Source organism: Kitasatospora sp. NPDC058115, assembly GCF_042884635.1.
In the GTDB taxonomy this organism is placed as follows: domain Bacteria; phylum Actinomycetota; class Actinomycetes; order Streptomycetales; family Streptomycetaceae; genus Kitasatospora.
Map to the genome: position 1 here is coordinate 33628 of NZ_JBHVTL010000008.1, position 18148 is coordinate 51775.

General features: G+C 74.4%; 18 protein-coding genes and 1 pseudogene. 8 read left to right on the forward strand and 11 right to left on the reverse strand.

Features of this window, described 5'->3' with window-relative positions; genetic code table 11:
- Window positions 1-143: 143 nt before the first annotated feature.
- From ACFVVL_RS10640 to cobU, 4 genes and pseudogenes are all read right to left on the reverse strand, one after another.
- Entirely contained in the window at window positions 144-1652 is a 1509-nt protein-coding gene (locus tag ACFVVL_RS10640) for a leucyl aminopeptidase (RefSeq protein WP_380295825.1), read from the reverse strand.
- Between the two features lie 299 nt (window positions 1653-1951).
- Window positions 1952-2716: an adenosylcobinamide-GDP ribazoletransferase gene (locus ACFVVL_RS10645; RefSeq protein ID WP_387673243.1), complete on the reverse strand. Its 765-nt coding sequence runs from the start codon at window positions 2714-2716 to the stop codon at window positions 1952-1954.
- Window positions 2717-2799: 83 nt separating this feature from the next.
- Window positions 2800-3915 (reverse strand): nicotinate-nucleotide--dimethylbenzimidazole phosphoribosyltransferase, encoded by a 1116-nt coding sequence (locus ACFVVL_RS10650; protein ID WP_380295822.1) that lies wholly within the window; start codon window positions 3913-3915, stop codon window positions 2800-2802.
- 115 nt (window positions 3916-4030) lie between these two features.
- Window positions 4031-4597 (reverse strand): annotated as a pseudogene (gene cobU / locus ACFVVL_RS10655) (bifunctional adenosylcobinamide kinase/adenosylcobinamide-phosphate guanylyltransferase); the annotation flags it as partial.
- Between the two features lie 112 nt (window positions 4598-4709).
- Here cobU and ACFVVL_RS10660 point away from each other — a divergent pair.
- The gene (locus ACFVVL_RS10660) at window positions 4710-4913 is read left to right on the forward strand and encodes a hypothetical protein (RefSeq protein ID WP_380295820.1); all 204 of its coding nucleotides are present in this window, start codon (window positions 4710-4712) and stop codon (window positions 4911-4913) included.
- A 40-nt stretch (window positions 4914-4953) separates the two neighbouring features.
- Here the strand turns inward: ACFVVL_RS10660 and ACFVVL_RS10665 are convergent, their stop codons facing one another.
- Window positions 4954-5649: a class I SAM-dependent methyltransferase gene (locus tag ACFVVL_RS10665; protein ID WP_380295839.1), complete on the reverse strand. Its 696-nt coding sequence runs from the start codon at window positions 5647-5649 to the stop codon at window positions 4954-4956.
- 230 nt (window positions 5650-5879) lie between these two features.
- Window positions 5880-6479, reverse strand: a complete 600-nt coding sequence (locus ACFVVL_RS10670) for a DUF3043 domain-containing protein (RefSeq protein WP_380295818.1) — start codon at window positions 6477-6479, stop codon at window positions 5880-5882.
- Between the two features lie 299 nt (window positions 6480-6778).
- On the opposite strand from ACFVVL_RS10670, the gene ACFVVL_RS10675 reads away from it, so the two are divergent.
- Window positions 6779-7588 carry a PspA/IM30 family protein gene (locus ACFVVL_RS10675; protein ID WP_387673247.1) on the forward strand — a complete coding sequence of 270 codons (810 nt, stop codon included), beginning with the start codon at window positions 6779-6781 and terminating at the stop codon, window positions 7586-7588.
- Window positions 7589-7648: 60 nt separating this feature from the next.
- The gene (locus tag ACFVVL_RS10680) at window positions 7649-7942 is read left to right on the forward strand and encodes a hypothetical protein (RefSeq protein ID WP_380295814.1); all 294 of its coding nucleotides are present in this window, start codon (window positions 7649-7651) and stop codon (window positions 7940-7942) included.
- Between the two features lie 90 nt (window positions 7943-8032).
- Here the strand turns inward: ACFVVL_RS10680 and nadA are convergent, their stop codons facing one another.
- On the reverse strand, window positions 8033-9217 hold the full coding sequence (nadA, locus tag ACFVVL_RS10685) for a quinolinate synthase NadA (RefSeq protein WP_380295812.1): 1185 nt from the start codon (window positions 9215-9217) through the stop codon (window positions 8033-8035).
- Window positions 9218-9418: 201 nt separating this feature from the next.
- On the opposite strand from nadA, the gene ACFVVL_RS10690 reads away from it, so the two are divergent.
- The 3 genes from ACFVVL_RS10690 to ACFVVL_RS10700 all read left to right on the forward strand — a co-directional run bounded on the left by ACFVVL_RS10690 (window position 9419) and on the right by ACFVVL_RS10700 (window position 12525).
- Window positions 9419-10342 (forward strand): NADP-dependent oxidoreductase, encoded by a 924-nt coding sequence (locus tag ACFVVL_RS10690; protein ID WP_380295810.1) that lies wholly within the window; start codon window positions 9419-9421, stop codon window positions 10340-10342.
- A 161-nt stretch (window positions 10343-10503) separates the two neighbouring features.
- Window positions 10504-10968: an Lrp/AsnC family transcriptional regulator gene (locus ACFVVL_RS10695; RefSeq protein ID WP_380295808.1), complete on the forward strand. Its 465-nt coding sequence runs from the start codon at window positions 10504-10506 to the stop codon at window positions 10966-10968.
- A gap of 189 nt (window positions 10969-11157) precedes the next feature.
- Window positions 11158-12525: a pyridoxal phosphate-dependent decarboxylase family protein gene (locus tag ACFVVL_RS10700; protein ID WP_387673251.1), complete on the forward strand. Its 1368-nt coding sequence runs from the start codon at window positions 11158-11160 to the stop codon at window positions 12523-12525.
- 85 nt (window positions 12526-12610) lie between these two features.
- On the opposite strand, the gene ACFVVL_RS10705 is transcribed toward ACFVVL_RS10700, so the two are convergent.
- Window positions 12611-13480, reverse strand: a complete 870-nt coding sequence (locus tag ACFVVL_RS10705; RefSeq protein ID WP_380298621.1) for a GNAT family N-acetyltransferase — start codon at window positions 13478-13480, stop codon at window positions 12611-12613.
- Between the two features lie 244 nt (window positions 13481-13724).
- On the opposite strand from ACFVVL_RS10705, the gene ACFVVL_RS10710 reads away from it, so the two are divergent.
- On the forward strand, window positions 13725-14078 hold the full coding sequence (locus ACFVVL_RS10710) for a HesB/IscA family protein (RefSeq protein ID WP_387673253.1): 354 nt from the start codon (window positions 13725-13727) through the stop codon (window positions 14076-14078).
- Between the two features lie 68 nt (window positions 14079-14146).
- Here ACFVVL_RS10710 and ACFVVL_RS10715 read toward each other — a convergent pair whose 3' ends face one another.
- Window positions 14147-14890 (reverse strand): hypothetical protein, encoded by a 744-nt coding sequence (locus ACFVVL_RS10715; RefSeq protein ID WP_387673255.1) that lies wholly within the window; start codon window positions 14888-14890, stop codon window positions 14147-14149.
- A 111-nt stretch (window positions 14891-15001) separates the two neighbouring features.
- Window positions 15002-15220 carry a hypothetical protein gene (locus ACFVVL_RS10720; RefSeq protein ID WP_387673258.1) on the reverse strand — a complete coding sequence of 73 codons (219 nt, stop codon included), beginning with the start codon at window positions 15218-15220 and terminating at the stop codon, window positions 15002-15004.
- A gap of 267 nt (window positions 15221-15487) precedes the next feature.
- Here ACFVVL_RS10720 and ACFVVL_RS10725 point away from each other — a divergent pair, with 267 nt between their 5' ends.
- A complete protein-coding gene (locus ACFVVL_RS10725) occupies window positions 15488-16465 on the forward strand; it encodes a carbohydrate kinase family protein (RefSeq protein ID WP_380294398.1) in 978 nt (325 codons plus the stop codon).
- Here the strand turns inward: ACFVVL_RS10725 and ACFVVL_RS10730 are convergent.
- A complete protein-coding gene (locus tag ACFVVL_RS10730; RefSeq protein ID WP_387673261.1) occupies window positions 16458-17867 on the reverse strand; it encodes a cysteine desulfurase/sulfurtransferase TusA family protein in 1410 nt (469 codons plus the stop codon). The genes ACFVVL_RS10725 and ACFVVL_RS10730 overlap by 8 nt on opposite strands.
- Window positions 17868-18148: the final 281 nt, after the last annotated feature.

Below are 18148 nucleotides of genomic sequence, written 5' to 3' on the forward strand. Positions count from 1 at the left end.
ACTGCGGAACAAAGTTTCGCCCGCAGCGAACAGGGGTGCGGCGACCTCCCGGCGCCCCCTACCGGCAGGTAACCGGCCCCGGGAAGCCGGACGGGGCCCGGCGCGCCGTGCGCCGGACCCCGCCCGTCGGTCGTACCCGGCCGTCAGGCCTTGCCGCCCGCCGCCTTCTGCTCGGCGAAGCGGACCAGGGTGCGCACCGCGGAGGCGGTGCCGCCCTTGGGGGTGTAGCCGAACGGCGCGCCCTCGTGGAACGCCGGGCCGGCGATGTCCAGGTGGGCCCAGTCGATGCCCTCGGCCACGAACTCCTTCAGGAACAGGCCGGCCACCAGGCCGCCGCCCATCCGCTCGCCCATGTTGGCCAGGTCGGCGACGGTCGACTCGGTCATGCCCTTGCGCAGCTCGGCCGGCAGCGGCATCGGCCAGGACTGCTCGCCCACCTCGCCGGCGGCCGTGTGCAGGCTCTCGCGCAGCTCGTCGGCGTTGGCCATCACACCGAAGGTGCGGTTGCCCAGCGCCATCATCATCGCGCCGGTCAGGGTGGCGACGTCGACGATCACGTCCGGGTTCTCCTCGCCGGCGCGCACGATGGCGTCGGCCAGCACCAGGCGGCCCTCGGCGTCGGTGTTCAGCACCTCGACGGTCTTGCCGCCGTACATCCGCAGCACGTCACCCGGGCGGGTGGCCGAGCCGGACGGCATGTTCTCCGCCAGCGCCAGCCAGGCGGTGACGTTGACCTGGAGGCCGAGGCGCTTGGCGGAGACGACGGCGGCGAACACCGCGGCCGCGCCGGCCATGTCGCACTTCATGGTCTCGTTGTGGCCGGCCGGCTTCAGCGAGATGCCGCCCGAGTCGTAGGTGATGCCCTTGCCGACGAACGCCAGGCTGGCCTTCGCCTTCGGGTGGGTGTACGCCACCTTGACCAGGCGCGGCGGGTTGACCGAGCCGTTGCCGACGCCGAGCAGGCCGCCGAAGCCGCCCTTGAGCAGCGCCTTCTCGTCCAGCACCTCGACCTTGAGGCCGTGCTCCTTGCCGGCCGCCTGGGCGAGCGCGGCGAAGGACTTCGGGTTCAGGTCGTTGGGGGCGGTGTTGACCAGGTCGCGGGCGCGGTTCATCTCCTCGCCGACGACCAGGGCGCGCTCGACCGCGGCCTTGGCCTCCTTGCTGCCCTTGCGGGTCGACAGCAGCACCAGCTCGCCGACCGGCTCCTTGCCGCCGTTGCCGTTGTTCTTGTAGGTGCCGAACGCGTACGAACCGAGCAGGGCGCCCAGCGCGACCGCCTCGATCTCGTCGGCCGACTCGGCCGGCAGGGCCAGCGCGGCCTTCTTGGCACCGGCCAGGGTGCGGGCGGCGACACCGGCGGCGCGGCGCAGGGCCTCCAGCTCGTACCCGCCCTCGGCGGCGTCACCGAGACCGACCGCGAGCACGAGCGCGGCCTTCAGGCCGGCGGGGGAGGGGACCTTGACGGTCTCGCCCTCGGCGCCGGTGGCGCCCAGCGTGCTGAGAACCTCGGCCAGCTTGCCCTCGAACGCCTCGGCCACGGCCTCGGCGCCGGGGGCCAGCACGATGCCCTTGGGGCCCTTCGCCACGCCGATCACCAGGGCGTCCGCACGCAGCGAGGCGGCGGCGGAGGTGCTCACAGACAATGCAGTCACGTAAAACGTCCTGTTCTTTCGCGGTCCACGACCGGTCGCGGCGCTGGTGCCGCACCGGCGCAGCCCGGACCGCCGGCCAGGCCGACCGGCCGGCGTCCGCCGGACCCGGGACCCCTGGCTGCGCGCGCCCACCGCCGCGGCGGTCGCGCACACCAGAGGCCCCGGCGCCCCAACGCGCGCCGGACGGGCAGGACCTGCGACGGTGCAGGGCTGCGGTGCTCCCCGCATGGTAGTCCGCATGGTGGGATCACGCGCCGCCCGGTGTACCGCCTTTCGGCGCACGGGCTTTGGCGTCCCCCTCAGCGCAGCAGCGCGAGGACCAGCAGCGTGCCGGTCGCGGCGGTCTCCGCCATCGCCCCGAGCACGTCCCCGGTGATCCCGCCGAACCGCCGCACACAGCGCCGCAGCAGCAGCCGCGATCCGCCGGCCCCCAGCGCAACGGCCAGCGGAAGAAAAAGAGTTGACACCTCGTCGGTCAAGCCGGCGAGGGCGACCAGGGCGGCCGCGCCGACCGTCGAGGCGAGGGCCGCACCCGGCGTCACCGTGCTCGCCACCATCGCGCCCAACCCGCCCGGCCGGGCCGCCGGCACCGACCGCAGGCACCCCCAGGCGAGCGCGCACCGCGCCGCGACCGCCGCCGCGAGCACCGCGAGCGCGCCGCGCAGCGGGGAGACGGCGAACTGCCCGGTCAGCGCGGCCACCTGCGCCAGCAGCACGAGGACGAGGGTGAGCACCCCGAACGGGCCGATGTCCGACTGCTTCATGATCCGCAGCGCGTCCTCGGCCGGCTTCCCGCTGCCCAGGCCGTCCGCGACGTCCGCGAGCCCGTCCAGGTGCAGCCCCCGGGTGAGCACCGCGAGCACCCCGACCGCCGCCACCGCGCCGAGCGCCCCGCCGGCACGCCAGGCGACCAGCGCCCCCGCCGCCGCCGCGACCGCCCCCAGCACCACCCCGACCACCGGTGCGAGCACCATCGCCCGCCCCCCGGCCTCCCGGTCCCAGCGCCGCACCCGCACCGGCAGCACCGACAGGGTCCCGAACGCGAACCGCAGCCCGTCCCGCACACCAACCACCCACCGACCACTCGGAAACGGCGAAGGGGCCCGGACCCGTCGTCACCGACGCGGCCCGGGCCCCCGGACTCCCCCTACAGCTTCCCCAGCAGCTCCGCCGCCGTCGGCAGCCGGGCCGGCTCCTTGGGCGCGGCCGGGACGAACACCTCCGGCACCTCCTCGGCCAGGGTGTCCGCCGCCGCCTGGAGCAGCGGCAGCGCCATCAGCGCGCCGACCCCCTCGCCCATGGTGATGCCCTGCTCCTGCAGCGGCGACAGGGTCAGCCGGTCGTACGCCTTCGCCTGCGCGGGCTCACCGCTGGTCTGCCCGGCCCGCCACCACTCCGGTGCCCGGAACGCGATCCGCTGCGCGACCAGCGCGCAGGCCGCCGAGACCACCCCGTCCAGCACCACCGGCAGCTTCCGCACCGCGGCCTGCAGCAGGAACCCGGTGATCGCCGCGAAGTCCGCGCCACCGGTGGCCCCGAGCAGCGCCAGCTGGTCGCCCAGCACCGGCCGGGCCCGGCGCAGCGAGTCCCGCACCGTCGCACACTTGACCATCCACACCCGGTCGTCGATGCCCGACCCGCGCCCGGTGACCGCCGCCGCGTCCGTCCCGCAGAGCGCGCCGACCAGCACCGCCGCCACCGTGGTCGAGCCGACCCCGAGGTCGCCCAGCACCACCAGGTCGGTCCCGGCGTCGGCCTCCTCGTCGGCCACCGCCATGCCGGCCCGGAACGCCCGGGCGGTCTCCTCGGGGCTCAGCGCGTTCTCGACGTCGATCCGCCCGGAGCCGCGCCGCACCCGGTGCGCCGTCACCTCGCCGGGGAACTCCGCGGCATCGGCGTCGACCGCGACGTCCACCACCCGCACCCCGGCGCCGAAGCGGCGGGCGAGCAGCGCGACCGGCGCGGTGCCGTCGAGCACCGAGCGCACCCGTGCCGCCGTGCCGCCCTGCGCGGGCAGCCGGGACACCCCGAGGCGGGCCACCCCGTGGTCGGCGGCGAACAGCACCACCTTGGGCGCCGACAGCGGCCGCACCGGGGAACGCCCCTGCACGGACGACAGCCAGGCGCCCAGCTCCTCCAGCCTGCCGAGGCCGTTGCGAGGCCGGTCCAGCTCCTGCCACCGCTCCTCGGCGGCGCGCCGGGCGCTCTCGTCGGGGCGCTCGACGAGGGAGGAGAACGTATCGAGATCCACGGTCGTGTCCATCGTCCGGAAGGCTACACGCCGCGGGTGTTCACCGGAGGGGCGCCGGTGCGGAAAGGCGGGAAGGGCCGGGCCGCCGGTGCAGGAGGCGGTCCGGGCCGGCGGCCGGGGGGATCGTTCAGCCGGCGGCGGGCTTGACGGTGAGGACCTGCCCCGCCACGACCAGCAGCACCCGCTCGGAGGCGTCGGCGACCGCCATGTTGAGCCGGCCCAGGGTGTCGCGGAACCGGCGGCCGGCCGCCGTCGCCGGGACGACGCCCATGCCCACCTCGTTGCTGACCGCGACCGCCGGGCGCCGGGTGCCGGCCCAGGCCGTCGCCAGCGCCGCGCAGCGCCGCTGCACCGCGGCCTCGCCGCCGTCCGCCCAGACCGCGTCGTCCCAGGCGCCGCACTCGTCCATGACCGCGGTCAGCCACAGCGCCAGGCAGTCGACCAGCACCGGCGCCGGGTCGGCGGTGTCGGCCAGCACCGCCTCCAGGTCGCAGGTCTCGGCGGTGCGCCAGCTCGCCGGGCGCCGCCCGCGGTGCAGCGCGACCCGCTGCGCCCACTCGGCGTCGCCGTCCCGGGTGCCGCCGGTGGCGACGTACAGCACGTCCCGGTGGTGGGCGAGCAGCTGCTCGGCCCTGGTCGACTTGCCGGACCGGGCACCGCCGAGGAGCAGGGTGCGGGGGAGCGGGGCGTCAGCTGTCATGCGTCCCATCCTCGCGCACCGCGCATACCGAAGATCCGGCCGGGCAACCTGAGGGCTTAGGGTGCGCTCACAGCGCATCGCTGATCGTCGGCGGGAGGAGCCGGGCATGGTCTGGACGTGGCGGTACGAGAAGGCGGACGGCACCGAGGTGGCCCCGGACGGCGGCCAGGCGGAGGAGTTCGCCGGCCAGGGGGACGCGGAGACCTGGATCGGGGAGAACTGGAAGCAGCTGGCCGAGGACGGTGTGGACCGTGCGGTGCTGCTGGACGACGGCCGCGAGGTCTACACGATGAGCCTGCACGAGGACTGAGCCGCCGGGCGGTGGCCCCGGCGCCGCACCGGCTCCGGGGCTACTTCATCCCGACGACGTGCAGCAGCGCGGCGACCTGCCGGTACGGGTCGGTGCGCCCGGCCCGCTCCTCGGCCTCCAGCAGCTGGGCGAGCTGCCGGCCGTCGACCGGCGGCGCGTCGTCGGGGGCGTGGTCGGTGAAGACCCGCACGCCGTACCAGCGCCGCAGCGGCACGGACACCTCGGAGAGGGTGACGGCGAGGTCGCCGATCCGGTCGGCGCGGGCCGCCAGCCCGAGCCGGTTGTAGTACCGGTCGCTCTCGAAGGCCTCCAGGGCCGCCCGCCAGTCGCCGGCCGCGGCGGGGCGCAGGGCGAGCGCGTCGCGGTTGCGGACCACCAGCGAGAGCAGCCCGCCGGGGGCGAGCAGCCGGGCCAGCGAGGCGATCATCGGATCGGGGTCCGGCAGGTACATCAGCACGCCGTGGCAGAGCACGACGTCGAAGCTGCGCGCGCCGAACCAGCGCCCGCACTGGTGACCGTCGCCGATCAGCAGCTGGACCCGCTCCCGCACCGTCCCGGGCTCCTCGGCGAGCACCTCCTGGGCGGTGCCGAGCGCGGCCGGGTCGGAGTCGATGCCGGTGACGTAGTGCCCGGCCCGGGCCAGCCGCAGTGCCTGGGTGCCCTGGCCGCAGCCGATGTCGAGGACGCGCTGCCCGGTGCGGCCGGTGAGCTGCTCGGCGAGCTGCCGGGCGACCATCTCCTGCCGGACGAGGTTGCGCAGCGAGCCGGGCCGCCCGGGGGAGGGGCCGGCGCCGCCGGCGAAGGAGCCGCTGCGCGAGGGCAGCCGCCGCTCGTAGCCGGTCAGCTCGTACCCGCCGCGCTCCTGGGCGCCCCGGTCGTGCCCGCCGCCGCCCTGGCCGGGGAGCGCGTAGAGGCCGGGCCCGTCCCAGACGGGAGGGGCCCAGCCGGAGTCCACCGGTTCGGCGGTCAGGGCTTCTCCCCGCGCCGCACCTGCGGCTTGGGCAGTCGCAGCCGGCGCATCTGCAGGATGCGCATCAGGCCGTAGGCGACCGCGCCGCGGGTGTTCTGCCCGGCGAAGCGCTCGGCGAGCTGCTTGCGCAGGCCGAAGCCGAGCCGGACGAAGTCCAGGATCACCAGGACGAAGAAGGTGAGGAACAGCAGCGTGGAGAGCAGCTGGAGGGCCGGCACCTTGACGATGCTGAGCACCAGGATGAGGACGGCGGCCGGGAGGAAGAACTCGGCCAGCGACCAGCGGGCGTCCACGTAGTCGCGGGCGAACTTGCGCACCGGGCCCTTGTCGCGGGCCGGCAGGTGGCGCTCGTCGCCCTCCAGCAGCGCGGTGCGCTGCTTCTCGCGCTCGGAACGCATCCGTTCGCGGGCCTGGCGGGTGGCCTCCTTGCGGTCCTTGGGCACGCTCACCCGGGTCCGCCGGTTGGCCTCGGCCTCACTGCGCTTGGGCGTGGGGCGGCCCTTCTTCGCCTGCGGGTCGCGGGTCTGGGTCGTCTCGTCCTGCTTCTCCAGCACGGCGGCGGAGGCAGCGGCATCATCTGAACGGCGTCGGAACACACCACCAGCGTACGGGGTGCGGGGCGCCGTTCTCCGGTCCCCCGGGAACCAAACGCATATCGATCGCGTCCCGGGCCGCCGGCTTCGGGGTTCCCCGGGGTTCCCCGTAGGGGATCACTCGGCTGACCGGCGGGTGGAACGAGAACGGGATCCACCCCGCGGATGAGGCTTTGCGGGACCGACCTGTAGCAGGCTTGTTGCAGGCAGGTGCACTGCGGCGACGCGCTCGCTGCACATACACTCGTCGTGTCTGGTAACGAGACAGAGACCGCAGGCCGGAGAAGGGGGCACCCAGGCCCATGAGCGACGGAATCATGAAGCGTATGGGGCTGATCTTCCGCTCCAAGGCGAACAAGGCCCTGGACCGGGCGGAAGACCCGCGTGAGACGCTGGATTATTCGTACCAGAAGCAGCTGGAGCTGCTGCAGAAGGTGCGGCGCGGCGTCGCGGACGTGGCCACCTCGCGCAAGCGTCTGGAGCTCCAGCTGACCCAGCTGCAGCAGCAGTCGGCGAAGTACGAGGACCAGGGCCGCAAGGCGCTCTCGCTCGGCCGGGAGGACCTCGCCCGCGAGGCCCTGACCCGCAAGTCGAACATGCAGTCCCAGATCAACGACCTGCAGGTGCAGTACCAGCAGCTCCAGGCCGAGGAGGAGAAGCTCACGCTCGCCTCCCAGCGGCTGCAGGCCAAGGTCGACGCCTTCCGCACCAAGAAGGAGACCATCAAGGCCACCTACACCGCGGCCCAGGCGCAGACCCGGATCGCCGAGTCCTTCTCCGGCATCTCGGAGGAGATGGGCGACGTCGGTCTCGCGATCCAGCGGGCCGAGGACAAGACCGCGCAGATGCAGGCCCGGGCCGGCGCGATCGACGAGCTGCTGGCCTCCGGCGCGCTGGACGACGCCAGCGGCCTCGGCCGCAAGGACGACATCGAGGCCGAGCTGGAGCGGGTGGCCGGCGGTTCGGACGTCGAGCTGGAGCTCGCCCGCATGAAGGCCGAGCTGACCGGCGGCTCCCCGGCCTCCGGCCCGCAGGCGATCGAGCAGGGCCGTCCGCAGGACGCCGCACCGCAGCAGCAGCAGGACACCCCGAGGATCAACTACAACAAGTGATCCCGGCTCCGTTCCGGAGCACCACCGCGCGAGATCCCCAGGAACAGGGAGACGGACGGCATGATCATGAGGGTCATGGGTGAGGGGCAGTTCGAGGTGGGCGAGACCCATCTGAACCGGCTCAACGAGCTGGACGACGAACTCCTCACCGCACTGGAGTCGGGGGACGAGGAACACTTCCGCCGGGCGCTCGGCGAGCTGCTCGGCGCCGTGAAGGAGTTCGGCACCCCGCTGGCGGACGACTCGCTGGAGCCGTCCGACCTGATCCTGCCGGACGCCGAGGCCACCATCGACCAGGTCCGCGAACTGCTGCGGTCCGAGGGTGACGGCCTCATCCCGGGAGTTCCCGAGTAGCCGCCGTCTCGGCCAGACACGAGGGCGGGCCCCCTCCCACCGGGGAGGGGGCCCGCCCTTGGTCGTCCGTGCCGCCCGCGCGGCGGGCCGCTACGGCAGGGCCAGCATCCGGTCCAGCGCCGCCTTGGCGTACTTCTCGGTCTCCGGGTCGACGGTGATCACGTTCGGCACCCGGCCCTCGACCAGCGACTCCAGGGCCCAGACCAGGTGCGGCAGGTCGATCCGGTTCATGGTCGAGCAGAAGCAGACCGCCCGGTCCAGGAAGACGATCTCCTTGTCCGGGTGCGCCTTGGCGAGCCGGCGGACCAGGTTCAGTTCGGTGCCGATGGCCCACGTGGAGCCGGGCTCGGCGGCGTCCAGCGCCTTGATGATGTACTCGGTCGAGCCCACCATGTCGGCGGCCGCGACGACCTCGTGCCGGCACTCCGGGTGCACCAGGACGGTGACGCCGGGGATCCGCTCGCGCACGTCGTTCACCGAGTCCAGGGTGAACCGGCCGTGCACCGAGCAGTGGCCGCGCCACAGGATCATCTTCGCGTCCCGCAGCTGCTCGGCGGTCAGGCCGCCGTTCGGCTTGTGCGGGTTGTAGACGACGCAGTCGTCCAGCGAGAGGCCCATGTCGCGCACGGCGGTGTTGCGGCCGAGGTGCTGGTCGGGCAGGAACAGCACCTTGCTGCCCTGCTCGAAGGCCCACTCCAGCGCCCGCCGGGCGTTGGAGGAGGTGCAGATGGTGCCGCCGTGCCGGCCGGTGAAGGCCTTGATGTCGGCGGAGGAGTTCATGTACGAGACCGGGACGGTGACATCGGCTATGCCGGCGTCGGTCAGCACGTCCCAGCACTCGGCGACCTGCTCGGCGGTGGCCATGTCGGCCATCGAACAGCCGGCCGCGAGGTCCGGAAGGACGACCTTCTGGGCGTCGCCGGTGAGGATGTCGGCCGACTCGGCCATGAAATGCACACCGCAGAAGACGATGTACTCGGCCTCCGGGCGGGCGGCCGCGTCGCGGGCAAGCTTGAAGGAGTCGCCGGTGACGTCGGCGAACTCGATCACCTCGTCGCGCTGGTAGTGGTGGCCCAGGATGAAGACGCGGTCGCCGAGCGCGGCCTTGGCCGCCCGGGCGCGCTCGACGAGGTCCGGGTCGGAGGCCGGGGGGAGGTCGCCGGGGCACTCGACGCCGCGCTCGCTGTTCGGGTCGGCCTCACGGCCGAGCAGCAGCAGAGCGAGCGGCGTCGGGGTGGGGTCGACGCCGTAGGTCTCGGTGATGGTGGTGGTCACGGGCGGGTGCCCTTCTGTGCGGCCGATCAAGCGGTGAAGCCTTTTCGTCTATCTGACGCAATCTATGATAACCGGTTAGCGTCAGAGTGACGATGGCCATCCTGTCGATGTGACGAGAACCGCTCGCCGGTTCGGAGCCTTCCCGGCCTCCTGCGGCGTGGCCGAAACGGGATCCCGGCCGGTCCGGGTTTCGCTGGTCCCATGAAGGCAATCGCGATCCACCGCTACGGCGGCCCCGAGGTGGTCGAGTACACCGACCTGCCCGATCCGAAGGTCGGCCCGGACTCGGTCCTGGTGCAGGTTAGGGCGGCCGGGGTGAACCCGGTCGACTGGAAGGTGCGGGAGGGGCGGCTCGACGGCCTGCTCGACGCGCACTTCCCGCTGGTGATGGGCTGGGACGCCGCGGGGGTGGTGCGCGCGGTGGGCGGCGGCGTCACCGAGTTCGCCCCGGGCGACGAGGTCTACGGCTACGTGCGCAAGGACGCGGTGGAGCACGGCACCTACGCGGAGCTGGTCGCCGCGCCGGTCCGCACCCTGGCCCGCAAGCCGGCCGCGCTGGACTGGGCGCAGGCCGGCGGGCTGCCGCTGGCCGGGCTCACCGCCCTCCAGTCGCTGCGGGCGGTGGGCGCGGGCGCCGGGGACACCGTGCTGGTGCACGCCGCCGCCGGCGGGGTCGGCCACCTCGCCGTCCAGCTGGCCAGGGCCTTCGGCGCCCGGGTGATCGGCACCGCCGGCGAGCGCAACCACGACTACCTGCGCTCGCTGGGCGCCGAGCCGGTCCGTCACGGCGAGGGCCTGGCCGACCGGGTCCGGGCGCTCGCCCCCCGGGGGGTGGACGCCGCGCTGGACCTGGTCGGCGGCGACGCCGTCGCGCTCTCGGCCGGACTGGTCGCCGACCCGGCGCGGATCGCCTCGGTCGCCGACTTCGGGGTCAGGGCGCTCGGCGGCCGGTACGTCTGGGTCCGGCCGGACGCCGCCGGGCTGGCCGAGCTGGCCGCGCTCGCCGACGACGGCCGGCTGACGGTGACCGTCGCCTCCACCTTCCCGCTCGCCCAGGCCGCCTCGGCGCAGGCGCTGGTGGCGGAGGGGCGCACCCGGGGCAAGATCGTCCTCCTCACCGGCTGAGCCCCGGCCCCCGTCCCGGCCCCGTCCCGTCATCCGTCAGAGGTGGACTCACTCCTGACATCCGCCAGAATGGGTGCCGAACCGTTTCGGCGGGCCGCCGCGGTCCCGCCCCGCCACCGACCCCGACCCCGACGCCGCACGACCCGTGGAGCCCCGCACCGATGACCAGCAGCCGAGCGCACGAGACGGTCGGGGCCTCCCTGGACGAGACCGACCGCCTCCTCCTCGCCCGGCTGGCCGGGGACGGCCGCGCCTCCTACGCGGAGATCGGCGTCCAGGTGAACCTCTCCGCCACCGCCGTGCGCCGCCGGATCGACCGGCTGCGCGCGCGGGGGGTGGTCCGCGGCTTCACCGTGGTGCTCGACCCCTCGGTGCTCGGCTGGCAGACCGAGGCCTTCGTCGAGGTCTACTGCCGTGAGCGGACCGCCCCCGAGGAGATCCTCGCGAGCCTGCGGCAGTTCCCCGAGGTGATCGCCGCCTGGACGGTCACCGGCGACCCGGACGCGCTGGTCCACCTGCGGGCCGCCGACATGCGGCACCTGGAGGCGGTCATCGAACGCATCCGCCGCGAGCCCGGCGTCCAGCGCAGCCGCTCCTCCGTCGTCCTCTCCCAGCTCATCGGCTGACCCCGCCGGGGGCCCGCGCAGGAATCCTGCGCGCGGCCCGCCGAAGACGCCGGAAAGCTGCCCGACCGGCCGCGTTCCGACGCGCGGGCGGGGCCCGTCGCTGCCTACGCTGATCATGTCCGGCCGTGCGGTGCCAACCCCCCGCCCCGCCGGACCCTCCCCGACACCCCACAGCCGAGAGGGACACCCGTGTCCGCAGCCCCCGACCGCATGCACCGGCCCGACAGCGACCTGGTCGACCTGGTTTTCGACTACATGCGCGAGCGGCTGCAGTACGACCCCGTCCCGCTCGACCACCCCGGCGACGGCGAGCACCTGCGTGCCCAGCTGTCCGGCCTGCTCAACCAGGACGGCAACAGCCCGGCCGACGTGCTCAAGCTCTACGACCACGAGCTGTCGCGCGCGGTGATCTCCGCCGACAGCCCGCGCTACCTGTCCTTCATCCCGTGCGCCCCCACCAAGGCCGCGCTGCTGTTCGACATGGTCGTCTCCTGCGCCTCGCTCCAGGGCATCTCCTGGCTGGAGGCGGCCGGCGCGATCGCCGCCGAGAACCAGGTGCTGCGGCTGATAGCGGACCGCGCGGGCCTGCCGGACTCGGCCGGCGGCGTCTTCGTCTCCGGCGGCTCGGCCGGCAACCTCTCCGCGCTGGTGGTCGCCCGCGACACCGCCCGCCGCCGGCTGGGCGTCGGGCCGGAGGCCCGGCTGCGGATCGCGGTCGCCGACCAGGTGCACTCCTCGGTCAAGAACACCTTCAACATCATCGGCGTCGAGGCGTTCAAGGTGCCGACCGTGGACCGCCGCTTCACCGGCGAGGCGCTGCGCGCCGCGCTGGCCGCCGACCCGAACCCGGAGACCGTCATCGCCGTCGTCGGCACCGCCGGCACCACCAACGAGGGCATCGTCGACGACCTCCAGGGCCTGGCCGAGGTCGCCCGCGAGCGCGACCTCTGGTTCCACGTCGACGGCGCCTACGGCGGCGCGGGCCTGTTCGCCCCCTCCGTCCGGGAGCGCTACAACGGCATCGAGCACGCCGACTCCTTCGTCGTCGACCCGCACAAGTGGCTCTTCGCGCCGTTCGACTGCGCCGCGCTGATCTACCGCAACCCCCAGCTCGCCCGCGCCGTGCACACCCAGGACGCCTCCTACCTGGACGTCCTGCACACCGAGGGCGACGAGTGGAACCCCACCGACTACGCCTACCACCTGACCCGGCGCGCCCGCGGCCTGCCGCTCTGGTTCTCGCTCGCGGTGAACGGCGTCCAGGCCTACACCGACGCCATCGAGGCCGGCCTCACGCTCGCCCGGGAGACCGCGCAGCTGATCCGCGACACCGACCACCTGGAGCTGCTGTTCGACCCGCAGCTCTCCGCGGTCTGCTTCAAGCGCACGGGCTGGACCAACGACGACTACTACCGCTGGTCGCAGCAGCTGCTCGCGGACCAGATCGGCTTCGTCACCCCGACCGGCTGGGACGGCGAGACCGTCGCCCGCTTCGCCTTCCTGCACCCGGGCACCACCATGGAGATGGTCCGCGAGATCCTCGACACCATGGTGTGATCCACCCGCGACGACCGGCCCCCGCCCGGCCCCGGCCCGGCGGGGGTCCGTCGTCGGGAGGGGCCCGCGCGGGGGCTCGCGCGGGCTACAGCAGCCCGCCGTTCGGCACGTACGGCGCCGGCGGGCGCATCCCGCGCAGGCCCAGGTAGCCGCGGGTCTCCACGGTCAGCCCCACTTCGAGCCCGACGTCCAGCGCCCACTCCTGCTCCGCGGTCAGCGCCTCCACCCGCGCCTCCACCCCCTCCGGCACCCGGGCCAGCGCCTCGCGCAGCAGCCGGGTGGCGATCCGCTTGGAGGTGGCCGCCAGCAGCTTCACCTCGCCGCCGTCCCGGTAGCAGTAGCCGCTGCCCGCCAGCGAGTCCGCGATCAGCAGCTCCTCGCAGTGGGCGGTCAGCAGCTCGTGGTCCGGCCCGTGCGCGGAGCCGCGCAGCCGCCGGTCCACCGAGTCCAGCAGGTGCAGGTGCGTCGCGTTGCCCCGGTGCACCGGGATGTCCCCCGGATCGACCAGCCCGGACCGGTCCACCCGCCCGGTCAGCTGCATCGCCGGGTACAGGGTGAAGCCGGCCAGCCGGTAGCGGCGCACGGCCGCCGGGGACGGCGAGGCGCACAGCATCCCGCGCAGGCAGCCGCGCCCGTACGCGAGCGCCCGCTCCAGCAGCAGCCGGCCCACCCCCTTGCCCTGCATCTGCGGCACCACCACCAGCAGCGCCAGCACCCAGACGCCCTCGCGGCGCAGCGCCAGCACCGCGCCGACCGGCTCGCCGTCGAGCTCGGCGATCCAGCAGCCCTGCGGATCGGTGCGCGCCAGGTGTCTGGTCCGGGCCAGCTGGTAGACGGAGGGCCGGGGCGGGCCGGTCACGGCCGGGGCGTCGGGGAGCGAGGCGAACGCGGCACGGGCGAGCGACTGGACGGCCTCCGCGTCGGCGGCGGTGTCCTGGACCGGGCGCAGGATCATGCCCACCATCCTGGCCGTCCGGGCGCCGCCGCGTGGCCGGTTCGCCCCGATCGGTCCGCTCGGGCGGTGACCGGTGTCCGCCGGTGTGCGAGCATGGGGAGCGTAGAGGGAGCGGGTGCACGCCCGGCCCACGGAATCACGCCGTCACGAGGCCTCCGAAATCATCCAGCCGTCCGGGAAATGAAACCGGGCGGCCGTCGGTTGGCACTGGCGGCAGACCGTCGTCAAGACCGGGAGTAAGCAGATGACCGTCAAGGACGAGACCACCGTAGAGGGTGGCATCCTCCTCACCGATGCCGCCGCGGGCAAGGTCAAGGCCCTGCTGGAGCAGGAAGGCCGGGACGACCTCGCGCTGCGGGTCGCCGTCCAGCCGGGCGGCTGCTCCGGCCTGCGTTACCAGCTGTTCTTCGACGAGCGCTCGCTCGACGGCGACGTGGTCAAGGACTTCGACGGCGTCAAGGTCGTCACCGACCGGATGAGCGCCCCGTACCTGGGCGGCGCCACCGTCGACTTCGTCGACACCATCGAGAAGCAGGGCTTCACGATCGACAACCCGAACGCCACCGGCTCCTGCGCCTGCGGCGACTCGTTCAACTAGGCGTCGACGCGAAGGCGGCCCCGGATCACCGGGGCCGCCTTCGCCGTGTCCGGGCGCGGGTCACGCCGTCACGGGGCGCCCGGGACGTCCGGGGCCGCCGGGTCCGGGCCGATCTTCGGATCGGCCTCCAGCGGCACCTCCTGGCCGGTCGCCGCGTCGGTCACCGTCCGGCCCCGCAGCGGCTCCTTCAGATCGGCCGCCACCGTCTGCCGCTGGGCGAGTGCGACGCAGTCCTGCCCGGCCGGGACCGGCGCGGCCGTGGTCACCCGGATGTCCACCCGGCCCGGCTTGGACTCGTCCGCCTTGAGCGCGTACCGCTGGCAGACCCCGCCGTAGAACCAGACCGTCAGCCGGGTGCCGTCCACCCGGTAGGTGACCGCCGGATGCACCGGCGAGCCGTTCCCGGGCCCGTTCGGCGCCGGCTCGCCCACCGCGATGCCGTTGCCGCCCGCGCCCGGGGGAGTGGGGGCCGGGGTCGGCGTCAGCGCCGGGCCGGTGGCGGCCGGCCGCGGATCCGGGGCGGTGGCCGACGGGTCGGCCGGCGGCGTGGTCACCGGAGCCGGGGCGGACGGGTCGGCCGGGGCGGACGGGACGGACGTCGGCGCCGGGGCCGAGGTCGAGGTCGTGGCCGCCGGGTCCGGTGCGGCGGACGCGCTCGCCGGCGCCCGCTCCGGGCCGGAGGGCGCGGCGTCCGAATCCGCCGCGGCCCCGCCGCCGCACCCGGCCAGCACGGTCACCACCGCCAGCGCCAGGCCCGCCAGTGCCGTCGCCCGCGCCCGGCCGGAACGCCGGGGCATGGTCTCCAGGTCCATCTGCACATCCTCCCGAGGGTTCGGCGGCGCGCCGTTCCGGCCGCACCGCGCGGATGTGACGTGCCCCGGACGCTTCCGGTTCCCTCCGGCCCCGGAACCGGTCCCCCGGGGTCAGGGACCGTACTCGGGCATCCCCGCGACCAGCCGCTGGGCCCCGGAGGGGACGCGGAAGCCGGACCCGGCCGGCGCGCTGTCCGGCCGGCCGGTCGCCAGCAGCGGCCAGAACCGGCGCAGCCGGCGCGAGGAATCCACCAGCGCCTCCAGCGACTCGCCGTCCGCGTCGCCGCGCAGGGTGGGCGGAACCCGCAGCGGGTGGTGACTGGGCATCATCGGCCATCAACTCCGATCCACCGTCGCCGCGGCAACGCCGCCGCGGACCTGGGCGGGGGCCGGCAGGGCCCCTTCCTGCGACCCTAGGCCGGGCGGGCCGGAGCCCACCAGGGCTACCACTGGGTAGTACACGTTCGGGGACGACGGGTGACAGCGGACGGGCACCGGCACGGCTGCGGTCTTGCTGGTGTCCCGCCCGCGCCGGGTACCGTGGGTGGGTTCCACCCCCGTAGTCCCATGGCCCCGCCGCCATCCTGAGGAGACCCCGTGCGTATCGCCGTCGCCGGCTCGATCGCGACCGACCACCTGATGACCTTCCCCGGCCGGTTCGCCGACCAGCTGGTCGCCGAGCAGCTGCACACCGTGTCGCTGTCCTTCCTGGTCGACACCCTCGACATCCGCCGCGGCGGCGTCGCGCCCAACATCGCCTTCGGCATGGGCGTCCTGGGCCTGCGCCCGGTCCTGGTCGGCGCGGCCGGCGCGGACTTCGCCGAGTACCGCAGCTGGCTGGAGCGCAACAACGTGGACTGCCGCTCCGTCCACATCTCCGAGACCCGGCACACCGCGCGCTTCATGTGCACCACCGACGAGGACCACAACCAGATCGCCTCGTTCTACACCGGCGCCATGGCCGAGGCCCGCAACATCGAGCTCAAGCCGATCGCCGACCGCGTCGGCGGCCTCGACCTGGTGCTGATCGGCGCCGACGACCCGCAGGCGATGGTCCGCCACACCCAGGAGTGCCGCACCCGCGGCTACGCCTTCGCCGCCGACCCGTCCCAGCAGCTGGCCCGCCTCGACGGCCACGACATCCGCGAGATCGTCGACGGCGCCGCCTACCTCTTCACCAACGAGTACGAGGCCGCGCTGATCGAGTCCAAGACCGGCTGGGACTCCGACGAGATCCTCTCCCGGGTCGGCACCCGGATCACCACCCTGGGGAGCAAGGGCGTCCGGATCGACCGCAAGGGCGAGACCCCGGTGGTGGTCGGCTGCGCCCCGGAGAACGCCAAGGTGGACCCGACCGGCGTCGGCGACGCCTTCCGCGCCGGCTTCCTGGCCGGCCTCTCCTGGGACCTGGAGCTGGAGCGCGCCGCCCAGCTCGGCTGCATGCTCGCCACCCTGGTGATCGAGACCGTCGGCACCCAGGAGTACGAGCTGCGCCCGCACGACTTCCTGCAGCGCTTCACCGCCGCCTACGGCGAGGCGGCCGGTGCCGAGCTGCGCGCGCACCTGGTCAGCTGAGCCGCCGCACCAGGTAGGCCGAGCCCCGGTCGCCGCCGTACCCGGCGGCCGGGGCCTCCCCGAGGTACTCCTGCCCGCGCATCCCGCACCAGGCCGGGACGTCCAGCCGGGCCGCCTCGTCGTCGGCCAGCACCGCGATCGTGCCGCCCACCGGCACCTCGCCGATCCGCTTCGCCAGCTCGATCACCGGCAGCGGGCACTTCTTGCCCAGCGCGTCGATGGTGAGCGCCCCGCCGGAGACCTCGCCGCCGGACGCCTCCCCGGCGGCCGGCGGCAGGGCGAGGTCCAGCCCCAGCGGCGCGCGGACCGCCGCCACCACCTCCGGCAGGACGGTGAGGAACCGTTCGACGTCCGCCTCGGCGGTGCCGAACGGCAGCGAGACCCGGACGTTGCCCTCGGTGAGCACGCCCATCGCCGCCAGCACATGGCTCGGGGTCAGCGTGGAGGAGGTGCACGAGGAGCCGGAGGAGACGGCGAACCCGGCCCGGTCCAGCTCGCCCAGCAGCACCTCGCCGTCCACGTACAGGCAGGAGAAGGTGACGAGATGCGGCAGCCGCCGCACCGGGTCGCCGACCACCTCGACCTCGGGCACCAGCCGCGGCACCCGCGCCCGGATCCGCTCGACCAGCTCGTGCAGCCGGGCGTTCTCCCGATCCGCCTCGGCCCGCACCGCCCGCAGCGAGGCCGCCGCCGCGACGATCGCCGGGACGTTGACGAAGCCCGGCACCCGGCCGCCCTCGCGCTCGTCGGCGGGCAGCGGCGAGGCGTACCGCACGCCCTTGCGCACCGCGAGCACCCCGACCCCGGCCGGCCCGCCCCACTTGTGTGCACTGGCGGCGAGCAGCGACCAGCCGGCCGGCAGGTCCGTCCGCCCGGCGCTCTGCGCGGCGTCGACCAGCAGCGGCACCTCCCCGCAGAGCGCGGCCGCCTCGGCGACCGGCTGCACCGTGCCCACCTCGTGGTTGGCGGACTGCAGCACGGCGAGCGCGGTGTCCGGCCGCAGCGCCGAGGCGAACACCGCCGGGTCGACCCGGCCGAGCCGGTCCACCGGCACGGCGGTCACCTCGCCGCCGGCGGCCTCGTGCCGCTCCGCGGTGTGCAGCACGCTGGAGTGCTCGACGGCGGAGTGCACCAGGTGCCGGCCGCGCCGCCGGTTGCCGTGCAGCGCGCCCAGCACGCCGAGCTGGACGGCCTGGGTGCCGCCGGCGGTGAAGGAGATCTCGTCGGCTCGGCAGCCGAGCACCTCGGCCACGGTCTCCCGGGCGGCGTCGAGCAGCATCCGGGCCTGCCGCCCGGAGCGGTAGAGCCGGGCGGGGTCGGCCCACCCCTCGTCGAGGGCGGCGGTCAGCGCCTGCCGGGCGACGGGGTGGAGCGGTGCGGTGGAGGCCACATCGAAGTACACGGTCACATTTAACGACACTCCCGGGTGCGTTCCGGGCTCCGGCGAAGCCTCACCGGCCGTCAGTCGATCACCCCGAATGTCCGGATCGTCCGCGTCCGACAGGGCGTCACACTCGTTGTCCGAGGTCATCCCCCGATCGGGCGTACGGACCCCGAATGCCTAGGATGACCTGCGGCGCAGCCCCTGCCGGGCCTGATCGGGTGCTCGGGCGGCGCGTTACCGGGACCTGCCCGTCAGCAGCGCATAAGGCTGGAGTAGGGTTTGGCCCGCATAAGCATTCA

What these genes read in the sequence shown, in the direction of transcription:
- ACFVVL_RS10650 (WP_380295822.1), bottom strand. Translation starts at nt 3,915, where the DNA reads ATGGACACGACCGTGGATCTCGATACGTTCTCCTCCCTCGTCGAGCGC.
- ACFVVL_RS10660 (WP_380295820.1), top strand. Translation starts at nt 4,710, where the DNA reads ATGGTCTGGACGTGGCGGTACGAGAAGGCGGACGGCACCGAGGTGGCC.
- ACFVVL_RS10665 (WP_380295839.1), bottom strand. Translation starts at nt 5,649, where the DNA reads ATGGTCGCCCGGCAGCTCGCCGAGCAGCTCACCGGCCGCACCGGGCAG.
- ACFVVL_RS10675 (WP_387673247.1), top strand. Translation starts at nt 6,779, where the DNA reads ATGAGCGACGGAATCATGAAGCGTATGGGGCTGATCTTCCGCTCCAAG.
- ACFVVL_RS10680 (WP_380295814.1), top strand. Translation starts at nt 7,649, where the DNA reads ATGATCATGAGGGTCATGGGTGAGGGGCAGTTCGAGGTGGGCGAGACC.
- ACFVVL_RS10690 (WP_380295810.1), top strand. Translation starts at nt 9,419, where the DNA reads ATGAAGGCAATCGCGATCCACCGCTACGGCGGCCCCGAGGTGGTCGAG.
- ACFVVL_RS10695 (WP_380295808.1), top strand. Translation starts at nt 10,504, where the DNA reads ATGACCAGCAGCCGAGCGCACGAGACGGTCGGGGCCTCCCTGGACGAG.
- ACFVVL_RS10705 (WP_380298621.1), bottom strand. Translation starts at nt 13,480, where the DNA reads ATGATCCTGCGCCCGGTCCAGGACACCGCCGCCGACGCGGAGGCCGTC.
- ACFVVL_RS10710 (WP_387673253.1), top strand. Translation starts at nt 13,725, where the DNA reads ATGACCGTCAAGGACGAGACCACCGTAGAGGGTGGCATCCTCCTCACC.
- ACFVVL_RS10715 (WP_387673255.1), bottom strand. Translation starts at nt 14,890, where the DNA reads ATGGACCTGGAGACCATGCCCCGGCGTTCCGGCCGGGCGCGGGCGACG.
- ACFVVL_RS10720 (WP_387673258.1), bottom strand. Translation starts at nt 15,220, where the DNA reads ATGATGCCCAGTCACCACCCGCTGCGGGTTCCGCCCACCCTGCGCGGC.